Consider the following 19,356-nt stretch of genomic DNA (forward strand, 5'->3'; position numbering starts at 1 on the left):
GTTCCACGTGGAACATCATTTACCAATGCAGAAGCGCCCGAATAACGTGTCGAGCATCACCTCCGTCGCGTCGATCCCGAGTATCCCGCCAAGCGCCCGTATCGCCAGCCGCAGCTGCTCCGCGACGATCAAGGCATCCGCCTCGTCCCGCTCGATCGCCGCCAGCGCCGCCGCACAGGCCACCCGCTCGCTCTCCCGGAACGCGACCGCATCGCCCCGCGGCATCAACGCCTCCGCCCGTGCCGCGATCATCTCCCAGAGCCGCTCGACGCTCGCCACATCGGACTGCGCCACGGCAACGTCCGCTTCGACGATCGCCCCCCGCCCCGGCGCATCGCTCCGCGCCTGCACCCAGATCGCGTCCGGGCGCGGAGGCGCATCATCGCCAAGCCACAGCAACAGGTCAGCGCGCACGATCGCTCCTGCCGCGCGCTCCACCCCGATCCGCTCGATAGGATCGTCGCTCTCGGTCAGCCCCGCGGTATCGGTCAGCCCATAGACGAGGCCGGCCCGCGTCACCGTCGCCTCGATCCGGTCGCGCGTCGTCCCCGCGATTGCCGAGACGATCGCGACCTCGCGCTGACTGAGCAGATTGATCAGCGTCGACTTGCCGCTGTTCGGCGGTCCGGCGAGCACGACATGTACGCCATCGCGCAGACGCTCGACCGGCGGCACCGCCAGCACGCCGCGCAGATCCGCCGCAAGATTCGCCAGCCCTTCGCGCACCGTACCCATCTGATCGGTACCGACATCGTCCTCATCGGCGAAGTCGAGCTGCGCCTCGGTCACTGCGGCGAACATCGCCAACCGGTCGAGCCAGCCGCGCACCCGCTGGCTGACCATCCCTTCCGCCGCGGCGAGCGCCGCGACCCGCTGCCGCTCGGTATCCGCCGACAGCAGGTCGGCGAGGCCCGCCGCCTCCGCCAGATCGATCCGCCCGTTGGTCAGCGCCCGCCGGGTAAACTCACCGGCCAGCGCCGGCCGCAATCCGGGCTGCATCCCGAGCACGCGCAACACCGCCGCGATCACCGCCCGCCCGCCGTGACAATGCAGTTCGGCGAGGTCCTCGCCCGTCGCGCTCGCCGGCCCGGGAAACGCCAGCACCAATGCGCGGTCGAGCAGCGCACCCTCCGCATCGCGCAACGCACGCACGCGCGCAGTCCGCGCCGGTGGCACGCTGCCCGCGATCCGCGCCACTGCAGCGAACGCCTGCGCCCCGCTGACCCGGATCACGCCGATCCCCGCGGGCGCCGCACCGCTCGACAGCGCGAAGATCGTGTCGCTCAATTGCCCGTCTTCCCCCCGCCGGTCGCCTGGTCGAACATCTGCCGCCACATCGCCAGACCGGCATCGCCCATCGGCGCCCAGTTCTTCATCATCGTCTCGAGCAGCTCGGGCCGCACCTGTCCGTTCATCGCTTCGAGCAAAGACGCGACATAGCGGTCGTGCAGCGGCGTCAGATCGGGCAGTCCCATCGCCCGCCGCGCCTCCTCCGGGGTCAGATCCACGTTCACCGTCAGCTTCATACGCGTCGCCCCTTGAGCAGCCTTCAGCCCCGCTGCATAGCTCAGCGCGCTCTTACGCGCGAGAGGACCCCCATGACCAAGACCATCCAGATCGAGACACGCGACGACCGCGGCCGCTTCGACGTCTACGTCGCCGAACCCGTCGGTACGCCACGCGCGGCGATCGTCGTCATCCAGGAGATTTTCGGCGTCAACGCCGGCATTCGCGCCAAGGCGGACGCCTTCGCCGCCGACGGCTATCTCGCCCTCGCCCCCGACCTGTTCTGGCAGATCGCGCCGGGCATCCAGCTCGATCCCGACGTCCCCGCCGAGATGCAGCAGGCGCTCGAGCTGATGGGCCAATTCGATCAGGACGCCGGCGTCCGCGACATCGAGGCGACGATCCGCACCGCGCGGACGATGCTCAACGACGCCCAGACGGGCACCGGGCTCGCCGCCAAGGTTGGCGCGGTCGGCTATTGCCTCGGCGGCCGCCTCGCCTTCATGACCGCCGCCCGCACCGACGTCGATGCCTCGGTCGGCTATTACGGCGTCGGCATCGACGGGCTGCTCGGCGAGAAACATGCCATCGCCAATCCCGTCCTCCTCCACGTGCCGCAGGAGGATCATTTCGTCGACAAGGACGCGCAGGCCCGCATGCACGCCGGCCTCGACGACCACCCCAAGGTGACGCTCCACGATTACCCCGACGAGGACCACGGCTTCGCCGCGCAATTCGGCAAGCGCCGCTCCGAGGACGCCGCCCGCCTCGCCGACGAACGCACCGCCGCCTTCTTCGCGGAGCATCTCGGCTAAGCCCGCACGATAGCGCCGAATTGGATACGAAAGCCGCTGCGAAACATTGATCTTACTTCTTATTCTCTCCTGGCGGTCGATGAGCCGCCAGGAGAGGAAAAGCATGTATTTCGAAAAGTATCAGCAGGGCGCGCAATGGCGTTGGCGGTTGAAGGCCGCCAATCATGAGATCATCGCATCCGGCGAAGGCTACGTCTACGAATCGGGCTGCGACAACGCGATCAATCTTGTGAAGGGTACGAACGCGACGACGCCGGTCTACCGACGCTAGAACGAAAAAGGGGGGCTCGACGGCCCCCCTTTCTGCATCAGAACAAGGTCAGCACCCCGACCTGCGGGTCGACGACCCCTTCGTAGATCATCTTGCCCGCGACGTAGAGGATCACCAGCAGCCCGACATAGGCGATCCAGCGATAGCGCTCGATGTACTTGGCGATCAGGTTCGCCGCGATGCCCATCATCGCCACCGACAGCAGCAGGCCGATGATCAGGATGCCGGGATGCTCGCGCGCCGCACCGGCGACCGCCAGCACGTTGTCGAGGCTCATCGAGACATCGGCGACCGCCACCGCCCAGGCCGCCGCGGCGAAGCTCTTGGCAGGCTTCAGCCCCGACGTCTCGTCGCCGTCGACCTCGGGCGAGCCGGCGTTGCCGTGCTCGCGCAATTCGCGCCACATCTTCCACGCCACCCAGAGCAGCAGGATGCCGCCCGCGAAGATCAGCCCGATCACGCCGAGCAGCCAGCTCACCGCCAGCGCGAAGACGATGCGCAGCACCAGCGCCGCCATGATCCCGATCAGGATCACCTTCTTGCGCTGGTCGACCGGCAGGCCCGCGGCGAGCGCACCGACGACGATCGCATTGTCGCCGGCGAGCACCACGTCGATCATCAGCACCTGGATGAAGGCGGCGAGCGCGGCGGGGGAGCCGATATTGGAAAAATCGTTGAGGATATGCTGCCAGATCTCGGCCGGAGACCCCGGCCCGCTGGCGGCGGCGGCGCTCAGCATGGCGATGATGGACACGTTTCAAACTCCCGGTTGATCATAGGTCCATAACGCAGCGACGCGCGAAAGCCATGCTTCCGCGCGTCGCGCTATCGTGATGGCCCCCGCGCGCCGGCCGATGGATCGACCGGCACGGGGCGAACGCACGGGTTACTGGTTCATGCTGTCGAAGAAATCCTCGTTGGTCTTCGAATTCTTCATCTTGTCGAGCAGGAATTCCATCGCGTCGATCGTCCCCATCTGCATGAGGATGCGGCGCAGCACCCATTGTTTCGACAGCTTGTCCTTGTCGACCAGCAGCTCTTCCTTGCGGGTGCCCGACTTGCCGACATCGAGCGCCGGGAAGACGCGCTTGTCCGCAACCTTGCGGTCGAGCACGATCTCGGAATTGCCGGTGCCCTTGAACTCCTCGAAGATCACCTCGTCCATGCGGCTGCCGGTGTCGATCAGCGCAGTGGCGATGATCGAGAGCGAGCCGCCCTCCTCGATGTTGCGCGCCGCGCCGAAGAAGCGCTTGGGCCGCTGCAAGGCGTTGGCGTCGACGCCGCCGGTCAGCACCTTGCCCGACGACGGCACGACGGTGTTGTAGGCGCGGCCAAGGCGGGTGATGCTGTCGAGCAGGATCACGACGTCCTTCTTGTGCTCGACGAGGCGCTTGGCCTTTTCGATCACCATCTCGGCGACCTGAACGTGGCGCTGCGCCGGCTCGTCGAAAGTCGACGACACCACTTCGCCCTTCACGCTGCGCTGCATGTCGGTGACCTCTTCGGGCCGCTCGTCGATCAGCAGCACGATCAGGAACACCTCGGGGTGATTGTCCGAGATCGCGCGCGCGATGTTCTGGAGCATCACCGTCTTGCCGACGCGCGGCGGCGCGACGATCAGCGTGCGCTGGCCCTTGCCCTGCGGCGAGACGATGTCGATGACGCGCGCCGACTTGTCCTTCTGCGTCGGATCGGCCGGGTCGAGCGTCAGCTTCGATTCCGGATAGAGCGGCGTGAGGTTGTCGAAATTGACGCGATGGCGGACCGCCTCGGGATCGTCGAAATTGACGCTGGTCAGCTTGGTCAGCGCGAAATAGCGCTCGCCGTCCTTGGGGGCGCGGATCTCGCCCTCGACGGTGTCGCCGGTGCGCAGGCCGTGCTTGCGAACCTGGTTGGGCGAGACGTAGATGTCGTCCGGCCCGGCGAGGTAATTGGCCTCTGGGCTGCGCAGGAAGCCGAAGCCGTCCTGCAGGACCTCGATCGTGCCGAGGCCCATGATCTGGTCGCCATTCTCGGCCTGCACCTTCAGGATCGCGAACAGCAGATCCTGCTTGCGCAGCGTCGAGGCGCCCTCGACCCCCAGCTCTTCGGCCATGCTGACCAGCTCGGCGGGGGTCTTTTTCTTCAAGTCTCTAAGATGCATGGAATAATCCGAATGCGTAAGCGGGGGAGTGGCTCAAATCGGCGAAGGACTCGCAGCGACGATAGCCAGGGAGGAACGCGGAACCACCAAATGGCAGCTCTACGCGTGTTCAGGAGGTAAGAGCGTGGAGGGGGTTCGTCAAGCGGATTGCCAATCGCCGGACCATTCAACCCCTCATCGACGGGCCCCCGGTTGGGCCAGCCCACCCTTCGTCATCCCGGCGAAAGCCGGGACCCATGGTCAAGATGTCGGTAATGATGCGCGCAATCGCAAGTTCATCGCGTCCGTGGCTCCCGACTTTCGTCGGGATGACGAAGGGCGAGGCATTCGACGGCGCCACGCGTCACATCCACCGTGATCAAAAAGGCTTTACGAACACCAGTACGACGATCACCGCACCGGCCAGCGCCGGCACCTCGTTGATCATCCGCAACCGCCGGCCATCGAGCTTCATCACGCCCCGCGCCAGCGTCTTGGCATAGCCCACCGCCCAGCCGTGATAGCCCGACAGCACCAGCACGAAGAGCAATTTGGCGTGCAGCCACCCCTCGCCCCAATGCTGGCCGACGGTCGCAAGCGTCAGCCCGAGCACCCACACCACGATCATCGCCGGGGTCAGGATGATCGCGCGCAGCTTGCTCTCCCGCTCGACCCACAAGGCCGCCTCCTCGGTCCGCCCGGCGACCAGCGCCTCCTGATGATAGACCAGATAGCGCGGCAGCATGAACAGCCCCGCCATCCAGAAGATGACGAAGATCACATGCGCCGCGACGATCCACAGATAGGCGCCTGACAACAACTCCATCACGATCCCCTCACCCGTGCGACCAGATGCTCGACATGCGCGATCGGCGTGAACTGGCCGATGCCGTGCCCCAGGTTGAAGACGTGCGGCCGGTCGCGGAACGCCGCGAGCACCCGGTCGATCCCGTCGTCCAGCGCCGCCCCCCCGGCGAGCAGCGCCAGCGGATCGAGATTGCCCTGCACCGGCAGCCCCGCGGGCAGCATTGCATCCGCCCATAGCGGATCGACCGTCTCGTCGAGCCCGATCGCATCGACGCCGGTCTCGCGGGCATAGGCCGGCAGCTTGCCGCCCGCGCCCTTGGGAAAGCCGATGATGCACGCCTCCGGACAGCGCGCGCGCAGGCCGGCGACGATCGCCGCATTGGGCGCGATCACCCAGCGCTCGAACTGCGCCGGCGACAGCGACCCCGCCCAGCTGTCGAACAGCTGCACCGCCTCGACGCCCGCCGCGATCTGCCGCGCCAGATAGTCGATCGTCATCGTCACGATCGCAGCGATGATCGCATCGAACGCCGCCGGGTCGGCATAAGCGAAACCGCGCGTCTCGCCCTGGTCCTTCGATCCGGCGCCCGCGACCATATAGGTCGCCACCGTCCACGGTGACCCCGCAAAGCCCAGAAACGTCGTCTCGGGCGGCAAGGCGGCGGCCACCCGCTCGCACGTACCGTAGACCGGCTCGAGCCGCTCAGGCACCCGTTGCAGCGCCGCCAGCGCATGATCGACGAGCGGTGGCGTCAGCCGCGGTCCCTCGCCCGGCCCGAAGGTCAGATCCTGGCCCAGCGCCCAGGGCACCATCAGGATGTCGGAGAACAGGATGGCGCCATCGAAGCCGAAGCGCCGGATCGGTTGCACCGTCACTTCCGCCGCCGCCTCGGGATCGGTGGCGAGCGCCAGGAAGCCGCCCTTCTCCGCCCGCAGCGCGCGATACTCGGGAAGGTAGCGCCCCGCCTGACGCATGAGCCACATCGGCGGCACTGACGGTTTCGCACCCTTGAGGACGGCAAGGAGCGGCTTGTTCACAGGATCGGACAGGGCCTTCTTCCTATCTAAGAAGAATCTAGAAAAGATTGTTGCAGTGGTTGGCACGTGGAACGCGGGATAAAGCGTTTCGTCCCGTAATCACCCACAGGTTGACCGGCAAGGATCGGGGATTCACCGGGGATTCGGGGCAGGCCGTCAACACGATCCACAGCCTGTGGATAAAACCATGCCCTGTGTGCGCAATTGTGGATGGAATGCGGGTTGTCCACCGCCGCCGGGTCGCTTGGCGGGGGTGCCGACTTGCCCTATCCCTTATGCCCATGTTGTCCACAGGTCTGCCCCGGAGCGCGCGATGATGCGCCTCCACCTCCACCTCCTCTCGGACTCGACCGGCGAGACGCTGGAGAACATCGCCAAGGCGGCGCTCGCCCAATATGACGACGTCGAGACGGTCCGCCATTTCTGGCCGATGGTGCGGACCGAGGCGCACCTCGAACGCATCCTCCAGGAGATCGCGCAGAATCCGGGGCTGGTGGTCTTCACGCTGGTCAACGTCGCGACGCGCCGCATCCTCGAACAGCGCTGCCTCGCGCTTGGCCTGCCCGCGGTGGCGCCGCTCGATCCGGTCAACGACGCCTTGTCCGGTCTGCTCGGCCAGCAGGCCAAGGCGCGCCCCGGTCGCCAGCACGTGCTCGACGCCGCCTATTTCGCGCGCGTCGACGCGATCCAGTGGACGATCGCGCACGACGACGGCATCGCCTCGGAGGATTGGGAGGAAGCGGAGATCGTCCTCGCCGGCGTCTCGCGCTCGTCGAAGACGCCGACCTCGATCTATCTCGCCAATCGCGGCTGGAAGACCGCGAACATCCCGGTGGTGGTCGAGAGCCCGCCGCCGCGCATCCTGTTCACGCTGAAGAATCCGCTCGTCGTCGGCCTCACCACCAGCGCCGACCGGCTGATCCAGATCCGCCGCAACCGCCTGCTCTCGCTCAACCAGATGCCCGACACCCCCTATGTCGAGGAGGAAGCGGTGACGCGCGAGATCGCTTATGCGCGCCGCATGTTCGCCGACAACGGCTGGCCGGTGATCGACGTCACCCGCCGCTCGATCGAGGAAACCGCCGCCGCCATCATCGCGCTGGCCAACGACCGCAAGGCGACGCGGACGTGACAGCGACGCGTACGGCCCCCGCCCCTCCTCCGTCACCCCGGCCTTGCGCCGGGGTCCCGCTTCTTCGGACGGCGGGAAGAAGCGGGATGCCGGATCAAGTCCGGCATGACGGGAATGTCAATTCTGTCGCAACACGCCAAATGGTCATCTGCGAAAGCACCCGCCTCCGCAGGGATGACATCTGGGTCGTGAAGACCCCCCTCTCCGTCATCCCGGCGAAAGCCGGGACCCATGGACACGGGCGGCCGGCGTGGCGCGCCACCACCAGCCACACCATGGATCCCGGCCTGCGCCGGGATGACGAAGCGGGAACAAACACCGCAATGACGAAAGCCCCCGCATGATCCTCCTCGCCTCGCAAAGCGCCTCCCGCCGCGCGATGCTCACCGCCGCCGGCGTGCCGTTCGAGGCGACCGCCGCCGGCGTCGACGAGGATGCCGCCAAGGCCGCCCTCACCGGCAGCAAGCCGCGCGACCTCGCCGACGCGCTCGCCGAACTGAAGGCAGTCAAGGTCAGCCTCCGCCATCCCGGCCGGCTCGTGCTTGGCAGCGACAGCGTCGTCGCGCTCGCCGACGGCAGCCTGCTCGACAAGCCCGAAAGCCGCGACCAGGCCGCCGATCACCTGACCCGCATGTCGGGCGCGCGCCACGATCTCTGGAGCGCCGCGGTGATCGCCGAGAACGGCCGCCCGGTCTGGCGCCACGTCGAGGCGGCGAGGATGCACGTCCGCCCGCTCTCCCCCGGCTTCATCCGATCGTATCTCGACATGGAATGGCCGGCGATCGCCGGCTGCGTCGGCTGCTACCGGATCGAAGGCCCCGGCGCGCAGCTGTTCAGCCGGATCGAGGGCAGCCAGTTCACCGTGCTCGGCCTGCCGCTGCTCAACGTCCTCGACTATCTCCGGACCCGCGAAGTGATCCCCGCATGACCCGTTCCTATTCCCCCGCCGGCGAAGGCCGACCCTATGCAGAAGTGATCGGCGACCCCATCGCCCAGTCGAAATCGCCGATCATCCATCGCTTCTGGCTCGATCAGCTCGGCCTCGACGCGGACTATCGCAAGACGCTGGTGACGGCGGAGGACCTGCCCGCCTTCTTCGCCGCACGCCGCGACGATCCGGACTGGCGTGGCTGCAACGTCACCATGCCGCACAAGCTCGCCGCGCTCGACCATGTCGACGATCGCGGCGACGTGCGCGGCGGCATCGGCGCGATCAACACCGTCTTCCGCGCCGAGGATGGCGTCGCGGTCGGTACCAACACCGACGCCGGCGGCTTCTACGCACCGCTGGCCGGCTTCGATTTCACCGGCCGCGCGGTGACGGTGATCGGCGCCGGTGGCGCGGCGCGCGCGATCCTGTTCGCGCTCGCCCGGATGGCGGTCGGCCCGGTCACGCTGCTCAATCGTAACGTATTGAAAGCAGGCGTTTTGTTATCGGCCTTCGGGCTCAAGGGCCAGGCGCTGCCGCTGTCGGCCCCTTTGCCCCCGGACACCGGCCTGCTGGTCAACGCCAGCACGCTCGGCATGACCGGCCAGCCCCCGCTCGACCTCGATCTGCGTGAACTTGGTGAAGATAGCGTCGTCTACGACATCGTCTATTCGCCGCTCGAGACGCCCCTCCTCGCCGCCGCCCGCGCCCGCGGACTGGAGACGGTCGACGGACTGGAGATGCTGATCGGCCAGGCCGCCCTCGCCTTCGAACTGTTCTTCGGCGCCGAACCGCCGCGCGATCGCGACGACGACCTGCGCGAAGCACTGCTGGCGTGACGATATTGGGCCTCACCGGCTCGATCGGCATGGGCAAGTCGACGGTGGCGGCGATGTTCGCGGCCGAGGGCGTCCCCGTCTTCGACGCCGATGCCGCGGTCCATCGCCTGCAAGGCCCCGGCGGCCGGCTCGTCGCGGCGATCGCGGCGGCCTTTCCCGGCACCACCGGTGCGAACGGGGTCGACCGCCCTGCCCTCGCCGCCGCGGTCCTCGGTGACGATGCCGCGATGAAGCGGCTGGAGGCGATCGTCCATCCCGCCGTCGCCGGCGAGCGCGCCGCCTTCCTCGCCGCCCACGCCGATGCGCCGCTCGTCGTCTTCGACGTGCCGCTGCTCTTCGAGACGGGCGGCGACCGCCACGTCGACGCCGTCGCGGTCGTCTCCGCCGCGCCCGAGGTCCAGCGCGCGCGGACGCTCGCCCGCCCCGGCATGACCGCGGCCAAGTTCGACGCGATCCTCGCCCGCCAGCTCCCCGACGCCGACAAGCGCGCCCGCGCCAGCTATGTGATCGCCACCGACGTCCCGCTTGAGCGGACGCGTGCGGCGGTTCGCCACGTCATCGCTTGCATGGCGCCGCCGGCAGGCTGATAAAGGTGGGATGCGCGAGATCGTCTTCGACACCGAAACCACCGGCCTGAGCTTCGCCGGTGGTGACCGGCTGGTGGAGATCGGCTGCGTCGAGATGGTCAACCGCGTCGAGACCGGCCGCACCTTCCACGCTTATTACCACCCCGAACGCAACATGCCCGCCGAAGCGCAGGCGGTGCACGGCATCTCCGAAGCCTTCCTCAGCGACAAGCCGAAGTTCGCGGAAGGCGTGGACGACCTCATCGAATTCCTCGGCGACGCGCCGCTGGTCGCGCATAACGCCGGCTTCGACTTCTCCTTCCTCAACGGCGAGCTCCAGCGCTGCGGCCGGCCGATCGTCCACGTCAAGCGGATGGTCGACACGCTGCAGATCGCGCGCAGCCGCCATCCCGGCGCCAAGCATACGCTCGACGCTTTGTGTTCGCGCTTCGGCGTAGACCGCTCGCACCGCGTCCTCCACGGCGCGCTGCTCGACGCGCAACTGCTTGCGCAGGTCTATGTCGAACTGCTCGGCGGTCGCCAGATCGGGCTCGGCCTGGTCAGCGACCTGCCCATCGCCACCACGACGCAGGTCGCGGTACGCCGCCCCGTCACCGTCCGTCCGCCGCGCGTCTTCCGCCCGTCGGACGCGGAACTTGCAGCGCACGCAGCATTTGTTTCGAAGTTACAGGATCCGCTTTGGGGGGTCGGGGCGTTGGAATGACGTCAACCGGGTGAAGGCCAACAGGCCAGCCCACAATGATGGAGAATATAATGGATATCCGGATTTCTGGTCATCAGGTCGCGACCGGCGACGCGCTCAAGGATCACGTGAGCGACCGACTCCAGGGTATCGCCAGCAAGCATTTCGAACGTGCCATCTCCGCCGAGGTGACGTTCGGCAAGGGGCCGCACGACGTCGGCTTTAAATGCGATATCGTCGTCCACGTCATGAAGGGCCTGGTGCTCAAGGGTAGCCACCAGGCGCAGGAGGCGCATCCCGCGTTCGACGGGGCGGCCGCCAAGATCGAGACGCAGTTGCGCCGCTACATGCGCCGCCTCAAGGACCGTCACGCCGGCGAGGCTGCGGCGATCCAGGAGGACATGGGCTATGACAATGCCGGTTACACCCTGTTCCAGGAATCGGCCCCGAGCGAGGAGGATGTCGGCGACGCACCGCTGATCATCGCCGAGACGCGCGTCGACGTGCCCGATGCCAGCGTGTCCGATGCGGTGATGATGCTCGATCTGCGCAACACCGCGGCGCTGCTGTTCCGCAATGCGGGTACCGGCTCGTACAACATGGTCTATCGCCGCGGCGACGGCACGATCGGTTGGGTCGAGCCGCAGCGCGAGCAGGCGGTCCAGTCCGCCGCACGCTGACCTTCCCCCGCCCCGCCGGTTCCGATAGAGGCCCGGCGGGGCCTTTCGTTTATTCGAGTAACGCATGCACGACTTCAGCGATCTGCTGCGCCCCGAGGCGGTCTATAAGGGCGTGGCCGTCGCGCACAAGAAGGCGCTGTTCACCCAGCTCTGCACCGCCGCGGACGCGCTCGGTCTCGACGGCCGACTGGCCGCCGAGCGGCTGGCGGCACGCGAGAAGCTCGGCTCGACCGGCTTCGGTGGCGGCGTTGCCATTCCCCACGCCCGCCTGCCCGATCTGTCCGGCGTCACCGGCGTCTTCATGCGGCTCGCCCAGCCGATCGAGTTCGACGCGGTCGACGACCTGCCGGTCGATCTCGTCTTCATGCTGGTCTCGCCGGTCGACGCGGGGGCGGAGCATCTCAAGGCGCTCGCCCGCGTCTCGCGGCGGCTGCGCGACCGCACCTTCCTCGCCAAATTGCGCGGCGCGGGATCGCGCGATGCGCTTTATGCCCTGTTCACCGCCGACGCCGCGCGCGATGCCGCCTGACGCCGGCGCGCTGGCGCATTATCGCGCGCTCGAATCGCTCTATGCCGCGGCGCCGATCAACCGCTTGTTCGAATCCCGCCTGGAGATCGTCGAGGCGGGCGTCGCACGTATTCACTTCCGGCTGACCGAGGCGCATTATCACGCCGCCGGCGCGGTCCATGGCACCAGCTATTTCAAGATGCTCGACGACGCCGCTTTCTATGCGGCGAACAGCCTCGTCACCGATCGCTTCCTGCTCACCACCGCGTTCAACCTGCTGCTGACCCGGCCGCTGAAGGCCGGGCCGGTCGTCGCCGAGGGCCGCTGGATCAGCGGCAAGCGCCGCGTCTACGTCGCCGACGCGCGGCTGATCGACGCCGAGGGCGAGGAGGTCGCGCGCGGCACCGGCACCTTCATGCGCTCGCAGATCGCGCTGTCCGGCCTGCCCGGCTATCGCAGCGCATGACCGGCCGGCTGCCGACGCATCTGATCGTCGGCGCGCTGCTGAGGCGGGTCAACGACGCCGGCGGCATCGCGATGGTGCGTGCCAAGGGCGAGGCTCAGGGCGGCGCGATCCTGCTGCTGATCGAGGATCGCCACGGCCCGACGCGTGTGCTCGAACGCCGGATCGACTTCGACGGGCAAGTCACTCTGACCGATTCGGACCAGACCGAGGATGCCGAGGCCTATTGGCGGCGGCGGCGCCAATCCGATCCGGATTTGTGGGTAATCGAACTGGACATCCCGGAAGCCGAACGGTTCGCCGCTGAAACGATCGCGTCGAATTGACTCATGACAGCGGTGTGACGAAGGCCACGCGCACAGTGAATGCGCGTTGTGCTGTGCCTGGGTGCGATCCGGGTCGGTGACGCAGTCGGGGGGATGCCCGGACGATCGGCCTGGCCGATCGGGTCCGTGGTCCAACCGCATATCGAATACGTAGATGACGATCATGCAGCGCGCCGCGGCCATCGCGGCGATGACTTTCTCTCTGGCGGGCCTCATCAGCCACAGCTCGCCCGTCAAGGCCTCGGACATCGATCGGACGTCGATTCCCGCGCCGGCCTCGACCATTCAGATCATCAACACGGTCAGCCCCGTGTCGGTTCCCGTTCCCGCCGCCAGCGCCACGCCGCAGGCCGCCGCGATGGTCGAGCCGATCCCCACGGAGCAGCAGGCCGAAGACGACCGTTTCAACACCCTCGCCGAAGCCGTCGCTGCGCAGGACGCCGACCGGGTCGACGCGACGCAGCGCTGCCTCGCGGGCGCGATCTATTTCGAATCGAAGGGCGAGCCGCTTGCCGGCCAGCTCGCCGTAGCCAACGTGATCATCAACCGCTCGAAGTCGGGCCGTTTCCCGACCGACGTCTGCTCGGTGGTCAAGCAGCGCGGCCAGTTCAGCTTCGTGCGCGGCGGTGAGATCCCGTCGATCGACGAAGGCCGCGCCGCCTATCGCACCGCGCTCGCCGTCGCCAAGATCGCACTCGCCGCGGCTTGGGAAAGCCCCGCCCCCAAGGCGCTGTTCTTTAACACGCCCAACCGCCGCCCCGCCGGCAACGTCACCAAGATCGCGATGATCGGCAACCACGTCTTCTATCGCTGATCGATCCGGGCAGGCTTGTCCTGTTCGCATAATGTTCCTAAGCGGGGGTCATGTTGGACATGGCCCCCGCTTCGTGTTTGGACGGCGGCGATCCCGCGATCTGTGCTGCGGATGTCGCCCGCGGCGTAACGCGGATGCTGCTGCGCCACGATATCACCACCATCGCCGAGGTCCCGCTTGAGGGCGGCCGTCGCGCCGACCTGATGGCGATCGACGCACGCGGCCAGCTGATCGTCGTCGAGATCAAGGTGTCGCGCGCCGACCTGCTCGGCGACGGCAAGTGGCCGGACTATCTCGCGCATTGCGACCGTTATTATTGGGCGGTGCCGGCAGGGTTCGACACCGCGCCGCTCGACGGCGCAGCGTTCCTGCCCGAACGCACCGGGGTGATCGTCGCCGATCGCTATGACGCCGCGATCATCCGCGAGGCGCATACGGTGCCGCTTCCTGCACATGTGCGCAAACGCGGCACCCTGGCCTTCGCGCGCCGCGCGGCGCGCCGACTGACCGGACTCGTCGATCCCGAGGCGTTCAGCGCGTAGCGCAGGGGGCGAGGCTTACAATTGGTGCCCGGTCCGATCGCGCTTGGTCGCGAGATAGCGCGCGTTATGCGGATTGGGCGGCAGCTGGTGCGGCACCCGCTCCACCACGCGTACCCCGGCCGCTTCCAGTCCCGCCACTTTCGCCGGGTTGTTGGTCATCAACCGCACCGCCCGCTGCCCGAGCAGGTCCAGCATCCGTGCCGCCACGCCGAAATCGCGCGCGTCGACCGCAAAGCCCAGCCGCACGTTGGCGTCGACGGTGTCGAATCCCTGATCCTGCAGGGCATAGGCGCGCAGCTTGTTGACCAGCCCGATCCCGCGCCCCTCCTGCCGCAGATAGAGCAGGATGCCCCAGCCATTCGCCGCAATCGCGGCGATCGCAGCGCGCAATTGCGGGCCGCAATCGCATTTGAGGCTGCCGAGCACGTCGCCGGTCAGGCATTCGCTGTGCAACCGCACCAGCGGCGGATTGCCATCGGGCTGGCCGATCAGCAGCGCGACATGCTCGTCGCTCGAATCGGGCGCGCGGAAGGCGACGATCTCGGCATCCTCGGCACCGTCGACCGGCAGGCGCGCGCGTGTGGCGAGGCGCAGCGCGCGCGCGTCCTGATGCGCGTCGATCGCCGCGGGGGCGATCGTGACTTCGGGACCGCTGCCGTCGATGAAGAAGGCGGGGAGCAGCCCGGCGATCCGCGCCAGCCGGATCGCGGCGAGGCTCGCGGCGGGCCGCGTCACTGCCGCGGTGCGGAACGGCCCCTTGAGCGGCGTCGCCAGATCGAATTGCGGATCGGCGAGCGCCACCGCGGTGCTGAAGTCGAGCCACGGCGCCGCCTCGATCACAACCGGCGTATCGGGATCGGCGGCAGCGAGCTGATTGGTCAGCTTCAGTGTCGCCGCGCGACCGTCCGAGATCAGCAGCGGACCGACCCCGCCCGTCATGAAGGTCTCCCGTCCGCACGGATCGGCGGTCTCGACCGCGAGCAGGGGCAGGGGGGGCTCGCCGGGGGCATGGATCGCGATCGGCCAGCCGCGGCGCAGCGCGTCGATCGCCCGCGCGACGTCGCGTGCGCCGCTCAAAAGGCGAACTCGGTCATGATCGGCACATGGTCCGACGGCGTCAGCCAGCTGCGGCAATCCTCGAACACCGTATGAGCGCGCGCCGCCTTGGCCGCGTCGCCGCTCGCCCACATATGATCCAGCCGCCGGCCGCGATCGTTCTTGGTGAAATCGGGCGAGCGATAGCTCCACCAGGTATGCAGCCGCGCCGGGGCAGGGTGGAAGTGGCGGCCGAGATCGACCCAGTCGTTCGACGCCTGCAACCGGTCGAGCGCCGCGACCTCGATCGGCGTGTGGCTGACCGTCTTGAGCAGCGCCTTGTGGCTCCACACGTCGCTCGGCAACGGCGCGATGTTGAAGTCGCCGGTGAGGATCGTCGGGCCATCCAGGCGTGCCGACCAATCGGTCATCCGCTCGAGAAAGTCGAGCTTCTGCCCGAACTTGGGGTTCACATCGCGATCGGGCACGTCGCCGCCGGCGGGAACGTAGACGTTCTCCAGCCGCACGCCGTTAGGCAGGCGGACGCCGACGTGGCGCGCCTCGCGATTGGCCTGCCAGTCGAAGCGGTCGTCCTCGGCAATCGGCACCCGGCTGAGGATCGCGACGCCATGGTGCATGCGCTGGCCATGGATGACGATATGGTCGTAGCCGAGGCTGCGGAACATCTCGAACGGGAAGTCCTCGTCGACCACCTTGGTTTCCTGCAGGCACAGGATATCGGGCTCCGCCTCGCGCAGGAACTGCTCGACGATGGCGATCCGGAAGCGGACGGAATTGATATTCCAGGAGACGATCTTCACCGCCGCCATGTAGCGAGCGCCAGCGGGTATCGCCAGAGCGACGACATCCTAACGGATCGGCGTGCCGCACCATCCCATCAAGCCGGCAAGGACCGCCGATAGGGGCCGGAAACGGAAAGGCCCCCGCTCCGGGGGCATGGAGCGAGGGCCGACCTGGCGTTCGTCACGCAGGCGGGAAGTGGGTCTAGTCATCCGGGCAACAGGGGGAAAAATCCCGGACGCCCCACATCCGCGAGGAGGCTTCTACCCGCGCGAACCTGTCGCGGCGATGAATGGCGCCGGGACTTCCCGTTCATTATCGGGTATTTGCCCTCCGCGGGTCGACCCATTTGAACGTTCCGTCGCTAACCGCCCCGCCGAAGCGCTGATTGGCGAGGCGAATCGTCGTGCGGTTGTTCTGGCTGTCGAGCTGCACCCAGCCCTGCAACGCCAGCCCCGCCGGCGCCGCGGCGTCGCGCGCGAAGATCATCGTGATCCGGCCGATCTCGGGATGTTTGGGATCGTTCGCCTCGACCGAGACGACGCGATCGTTGCCGGTCTGCACCACCCGGGCATAGCGGGTGATGTCGCGGCCGGGATCGAGCAGGACCCCCAGCGGCGAGTTCTTGATCGGCCAGCGCTGCACCTGGCGGACGGAATAGTCGATGAAGGTCAGCGCGCCGCCCTCCGCGACGATCAGGATCGGCACGCCCTTCTCATATTGGAAGCGCAGCTTGCCGGGCTTCTTGAGCGTGAAGGTGCCGGTCAGCACCTTGCCGTTGCGGTCGGTCTGGGTGAAGTCCGCCGTCATCGTCGTGATCGACAGGAGGTGGCGCTGTACCGCGGCGAGGTCGCCGGTCGCCTGGGCTGGCAGCGCGGCGGGAGCCACGATCGCGGCGATTGCTAGAGCGTATCGGATCATGCGGGTCCTGTGGTCCTGTGGCATTGAACGACCGCTTAACCGCGCAAGGGGCGGGGAGGGTCCGTCCCCCACCCTTCGACCGGCTCAGGACGAAGGGTCGGGGAAACCGTTCGCTCAGATCGCGTGCCCTTCGGTATCGCGCAGCACCTCGCGACGGCCGACGTGGTCGGGGCGGCTGACGATGCCGTCCTTCTCCATCTTCTCGATCAGTCGTGCCGCCGAATTGTAGCCGATGCGCAACTGGCGTTGCAGCCAGCTCGTCGACGCCTTCTGCGATTCGCACACCAGCTGGATCGCTGCGCGATATTGCTGGTCCTCGGCCGAATCCTCGCCTTCCGGCGATCCTTCCAGCGTGAAGCCGTCCTCGGGCTCCTCGGTGACCGAGGTGATATAGTCGGGCTGGCCTTGGCTGCGCCAGTGATCGGCGATGGCGCGCACCTCGTCGTCGCTGACGAACGGGCCGTGGACGCGGACGATGCCCTTGCCGCCGGGCATATAGAGCATATCGCCCTTGCCGAGCAGCTGTTCGGCGCCCTGTTCGCCGAGGATGGTGCGCGAATCGATCTTGCTGGTGACGTGGAAGCTGATCCGCGTCGGCAGGTTCGCCTTGATGACGCCGGTGATGACGTCGACCGACGGCCGCTGCGTCGCCATGATGAGGTGGATGCCCGCCGCGCGCGCCTTCTGCGCGAGCCGCTGGATCAGGAATTCCACCTCCTTGCCTGCGGTCATCATCAGATCGGCGAGCTCGTCGACGATGACGACGATCTGCGGCAGCGGTTCGTAATCGAGCTGCTCTTCCTCATAGACCGGCTGGCCGGTCTCGGGATGATAGCCGGTCTGCACGCGGCGGCCGAGCCGCTGGCCCTTCGCCTTGGCGGCGCGGACCTTGTCGTTGAAGCCGGCGAGGCTGCGCACGCCGACCGACGACATCTGGCGATAGCGGTCCTCCATCGTCTCGACCGCCCATTTGAGCGCGCGCACCGCCTTGGCCGGATCGGTGACGACCGGCGACAACAGATGCGGAATGTCGTCGTACATGCTCAATTCGAGCATTTTGGGGTCGATCATGATCATCCGGCACTGTTCCGGCGTCAGCCGGTAGAGCAGCGACAGGATCATGCAGTTGAGCCCGACCGACTTGCCCGAGCCGGTGGTACCCGCGACCAGCAGATGCGGCATCGGCGCGAGGTCGGCGATCACCGGATCGCCGGCGATGTTCTTGCCGAGGATGATCGGCAATTGCGCGGCCTGATCCTCGAACGTCTGGCTGCCGACCAGTTCGTGCAGCGACACCGATTCGCGCTTCTGGTTGGGCAGTTCGATGCCGATGACGTTGCGCCCCGGGATCACCGCGACGCGCGCCGATACCGCCGACATGTTGCGCGCGATATCGTCGGCGAGCGCGATGACGCGGCTCGCCTTGATGCCGGGGGCGGGTTCCAGCTCGTACATCGTCACGACCGGGCCGGGGCGCACTTCGTTGATGACGCCGTGCACCTTGAAATCGTCGAGCACGTTCTCGAGCAGCCGCGCATTGCGTTCCAGCGCCGCCTTGTCGATCTGCCCCTTGGGCGCCGGCGGCGCGGGGGTGAGCAGGTCGAGCTGCGGCAACGTATAGGTATGACCGAGGTCGAGGCTCTGCTGGCGCGGCTTGGGCTTGGCGGCCGACGGCGCCACCGCGCGGTCGGCGATGACCGGCGCGGGGCGGGTATCGGGTTCGGCGACGGCGCGTGGCTCGATCACCTTGCGCGCGAGCTGCAGCGGCTCTTCGTCTTCCTCGTCGTCGCTATCGTCATAGGCGTCGAGCAGATCCTCGCCATCGGCGGCAGCGCGCGTCCGGCGCAGGCGGAAGCGGCGCTCGCCGAGGTCGATCTCGAGGCTCTTCGCCCAGATGACGATGCCGGCGACGCCGGCGATCAGGCCGACGCCGCGCGCGATCCAGCGTTCGGCGCCGGGCTGGCCGAGGAAGCCCAGCCCCCATTGGACGAGATGCGCGACCGACAGGCCGATCACGCCGCCCCAGCCTGCGGGCAGCGCCAGCACCGACGAATCGGACACGAAGGCGAGCGCGGCGGCCATCAGCGCGACGCCGATCGCCGCGTTGCGCAGCATCGCCAGCCAGCGACCCGGCGGCTGGTCGCGCCACAGCCGCATCGCGACGATCGGCGCGATCGGCAGGAGCAGCGCCACCGCCGGCCCGAACAGCGTCAGCGCGAGATCGGCGAACCACGCCCCCGGCGGTCCCGCGAGGTTGAGGATCGGCCCGCCCGAGGCGGTGTTGAGCGACGCGTCGCTGGCATGATAGCTGGTCAGCGCCAGCACCATCAGCGCGGTGACGAGGAACAGCGCGATCGCGGTGATCAAGGCACCGCCGCGTACCGCCCCTGCCTTCACCGTCTCACGCAACAGCCCTGGCTGCGCACGGCTCGCCATCCCCGATCCCTTCAATGTGCGAAATGCCCGGGAATCATCGGGCCGCGCGCGCGTTACGTCAAGGCGGTTGGCTGCGACGGATCGACGCATGCCACCGTTGGCA

General features: G+C 67.7%; 23 protein-coding genes. 13 read left to right on the top strand and 10 right to left on the bottom strand.

What is annotated here, in order from left to right; all coding sequences use genetic code 11:
- Positions 1–15: 15 nt before the first annotated feature.
- Both mnmE and AC07UH_RS01030 read right to left on the bottom strand, forming a co-directional pair.
- Positions 16–1,287: a tRNA uridine-5-carboxymethylaminomethyl(34) synthesis GTPase MnmE gene (gene mnmE, locus AC07UH_RS01025; RefSeq protein ID WP_495179638.1), complete on the bottom strand. Its 1,272-nt coding sequence runs from the start codon at positions 1,285–1,287 to the stop codon at positions 16–18.
- Positions 1,284–1,526: a DUF6489 family protein gene (locus AC07UH_RS01030; RefSeq protein WP_038664647.1), complete on the bottom strand. Its 243-nt coding sequence runs from the start codon at positions 1,524–1,526 to the stop codon at positions 1,284–1,286. Before AC07UH_RS01030 ends, mnmE begins: the two co-directional genes overlap by 4 nt.
- A 72-nt stretch (positions 1,527–1,598) precedes the next feature.
- On the opposite strand from AC07UH_RS01030, the gene AC07UH_RS01035 reads away from it, so the two are divergent.
- Positions 1,599–2,321 carry a dienelactone hydrolase family protein gene (locus AC07UH_RS01035; RefSeq protein WP_495179637.1) on the top strand — a complete coding sequence of 241 codons (723 nt, stop codon included), beginning with the start codon at positions 1,599–1,601 and terminating at the stop codon, positions 2,319–2,321.
- Positions 2,322–2,424: 103 nt separating this feature from the next.
- Entirely contained in the window at positions 2,425–2,592 is a 168-nt protein-coding gene (locus tag AC07UH_RS01040; protein ID WP_137897647.1) for a YegP family protein, read from the top strand.
- Between the two features lie 37 nt (positions 2,593–2,629).
- On the opposite strand, the gene AC07UH_RS01045 is transcribed toward AC07UH_RS01040, so the two are convergent.
- The 4 genes from AC07UH_RS01045 to hemE form a co-directional block, all read right to left on the bottom strand.
- Positions 2,630–3,331 carry a TerC family protein gene (locus AC07UH_RS01045; protein ID WP_179944589.1) on the bottom strand — a complete coding sequence of 234 codons (702 nt, stop codon included), beginning with the start codon at positions 3,329–3,331 and terminating at the stop codon, positions 2,630–2,632.
- 147 nt (positions 3,332–3,478) lie between these two features.
- The gene (rho, locus tag AC07UH_RS01050; protein WP_038664639.1) at positions 3,479–4,735 is read right to left on the bottom strand and encodes a transcription termination factor Rho; all 1,257 of its coding nucleotides are present in this window, start codon (positions 4,733–4,735) and stop codon (positions 3,479–3,481) included.
- Between the two features lie 358 nt (positions 4,736–5,093).
- Positions 5,094–5,540, bottom strand: a complete 447-nt coding sequence (locus tag AC07UH_RS01055) for a CopD family protein (RefSeq protein ID WP_495179636.1) — start codon at positions 5,538–5,540, stop codon at positions 5,094–5,096.
- Positions 5,540–6,559 carry a uroporphyrinogen decarboxylase gene (gene hemE / locus AC07UH_RS01060; RefSeq protein ID WP_495179635.1) on the bottom strand — a complete coding sequence of 340 codons (1,020 nt, stop codon included), beginning with the start codon at positions 6,557–6,559 and terminating at the stop codon, positions 5,540–5,542. Before hemE ends, AC07UH_RS01055 begins: the two co-directional genes overlap by 1 nt.
- A gap of 313 nt (positions 6,560–6,872) precedes the next feature.
- On the opposite strand from hemE, the gene AC07UH_RS01065 reads away from it, so the two are divergent.
- From AC07UH_RS01065 to AC07UH_RS01115, 11 genes are all read left to right on the top strand, one after another.
- Positions 6,873–7,691, top strand: a complete 819-nt coding sequence (locus AC07UH_RS01065) for a pyruvate, water dikinase regulatory protein (protein WP_038664630.1) — start codon at positions 6,873–6,875, stop codon at positions 7,689–7,691.
- A gap of 340 nt (positions 7,692–8,031) precedes the next feature.
- Entirely contained in the window at positions 8,032–8,619 is a 588-nt protein-coding gene (locus AC07UH_RS01070; protein ID WP_495179634.1) for a Maf family protein, read from the top strand.
- A complete protein-coding gene (gene aroE, locus AC07UH_RS01075) occupies positions 8,616–9,458 on the top strand; it encodes a shikimate dehydrogenase (RefSeq protein ID WP_495179633.1) in 843 nt (280 codons plus the stop codon). Before AC07UH_RS01070 ends, aroE begins: the two co-directional genes overlap by 4 nt.
- The gene (coaE, locus tag AC07UH_RS01080; protein ID WP_495179632.1) at positions 9,455–10,045 is read left to right on the top strand and encodes a dephospho-CoA kinase; all 591 of its coding nucleotides are present in this window, start codon (positions 9,455–9,457) and stop codon (positions 10,043–10,045) included. Before aroE ends, coaE begins: the two co-directional genes overlap by 4 nt.
- Positions 10,046–10,055: 10 nt before the next feature.
- On the top strand, positions 10,056–10,748 hold the full coding sequence (gene dnaQ / locus AC07UH_RS01085; RefSeq protein WP_495179631.1) for a DNA polymerase III subunit epsilon: 693 nt from the start codon (positions 10,056–10,058) through the stop codon (positions 10,746–10,748).
- Between the two features lie 50 nt (positions 10,749–10,798).
- Positions 10,799–11,407, top strand: a complete 609-nt coding sequence (gene hpf, locus AC07UH_RS01090) for a ribosome hibernation-promoting factor, HPF/YfiA family (protein WP_495179630.1) — start codon at positions 10,799–10,801, stop codon at positions 11,405–11,407.
- A gap of 64 nt (positions 11,408–11,471) precedes the next feature.
- On the top strand, positions 11,472–11,936 hold the full coding sequence (locus AC07UH_RS01095) for a PTS sugar transporter subunit IIA (RefSeq protein WP_495179629.1): 465 nt from the start codon (positions 11,472–11,474) through the stop codon (positions 11,934–11,936).
- Entirely contained in the window at positions 11,926–12,381 is a 456-nt protein-coding gene (locus AC07UH_RS01100) for a PaaI family thioesterase (protein ID WP_495179628.1), read from the top strand. Before AC07UH_RS01095 ends, AC07UH_RS01100 begins: the two co-directional genes overlap by 11 nt.
- Positions 12,378–12,704, top strand: coding sequence for a DUF1491 family protein (locus tag AC07UH_RS01105; RefSeq protein WP_495179627.1), 327 nt, complete (start codon positions 12,378–12,380; stop codon positions 12,702–12,704). Before AC07UH_RS01100 ends, AC07UH_RS01105 begins: the two co-directional genes overlap by 4 nt.
- A gap of 154 nt (positions 12,705–12,858) precedes the next feature.
- Positions 12,859–13,518 carry a cell wall hydrolase gene (locus AC07UH_RS01110; protein ID WP_495179626.1) on the top strand — a complete coding sequence of 220 codons (660 nt, stop codon included), beginning with the start codon at positions 12,859–12,861 and terminating at the stop codon, positions 13,516–13,518.
- A 50-nt stretch (positions 13,519–13,568) separates the two neighbouring features.
- Positions 13,569–14,060, top strand: coding sequence for an MmcB family DNA repair protein (locus tag AC07UH_RS01115; protein WP_038664611.1), 492 nt, complete (start codon positions 13,569–13,571; stop codon positions 14,058–14,060).
- 15 nt (positions 14,061–14,075) lie between these two features.
- On the opposite strand, the gene ribA is transcribed toward AC07UH_RS01115, so the two are convergent.
- From ribA to AC07UH_RS01135, 4 genes are all read right to left on the bottom strand, one after another.
- Entirely contained in the window at positions 14,076–15,137 is a 1,062-nt protein-coding gene (ribA, locus tag AC07UH_RS01120) for a GTP cyclohydrolase II (RefSeq protein ID WP_495179625.1), read from the bottom strand.
- Positions 15,134–15,925, bottom strand: a complete 792-nt coding sequence (locus AC07UH_RS01125; protein ID WP_495179624.1) for an exodeoxyribonuclease III — start codon at positions 15,923–15,925, stop codon at positions 15,134–15,136. Before AC07UH_RS01125 ends, ribA begins: the two co-directional genes overlap by 4 nt.
- Positions 15,926–16,211: 286 nt before the next feature.
- Complete coding sequence (locus tag AC07UH_RS01130; protein ID WP_495179623.1) at positions 16,212–16,817, bottom strand: LolA family protein; 606 nt, start codon at positions 16,815–16,817, stop codon at positions 16,212–16,214.
- Positions 16,818–16,931: 114 nt separating this feature from the next.
- Complete coding sequence (locus AC07UH_RS01135) at positions 16,932–19,253, bottom strand: DNA translocase FtsK (RefSeq protein WP_495179622.1); 2,322 nt, start codon at positions 19,251–19,253, stop codon at positions 16,932–16,934.
- Between the last annotated feature and the right edge of the window lie 103 nt (positions 19,254–19,356).

It is taken from the genome of Sphingomonas sp. GW821-FHT04B01 (assembly GCF_059420425.1).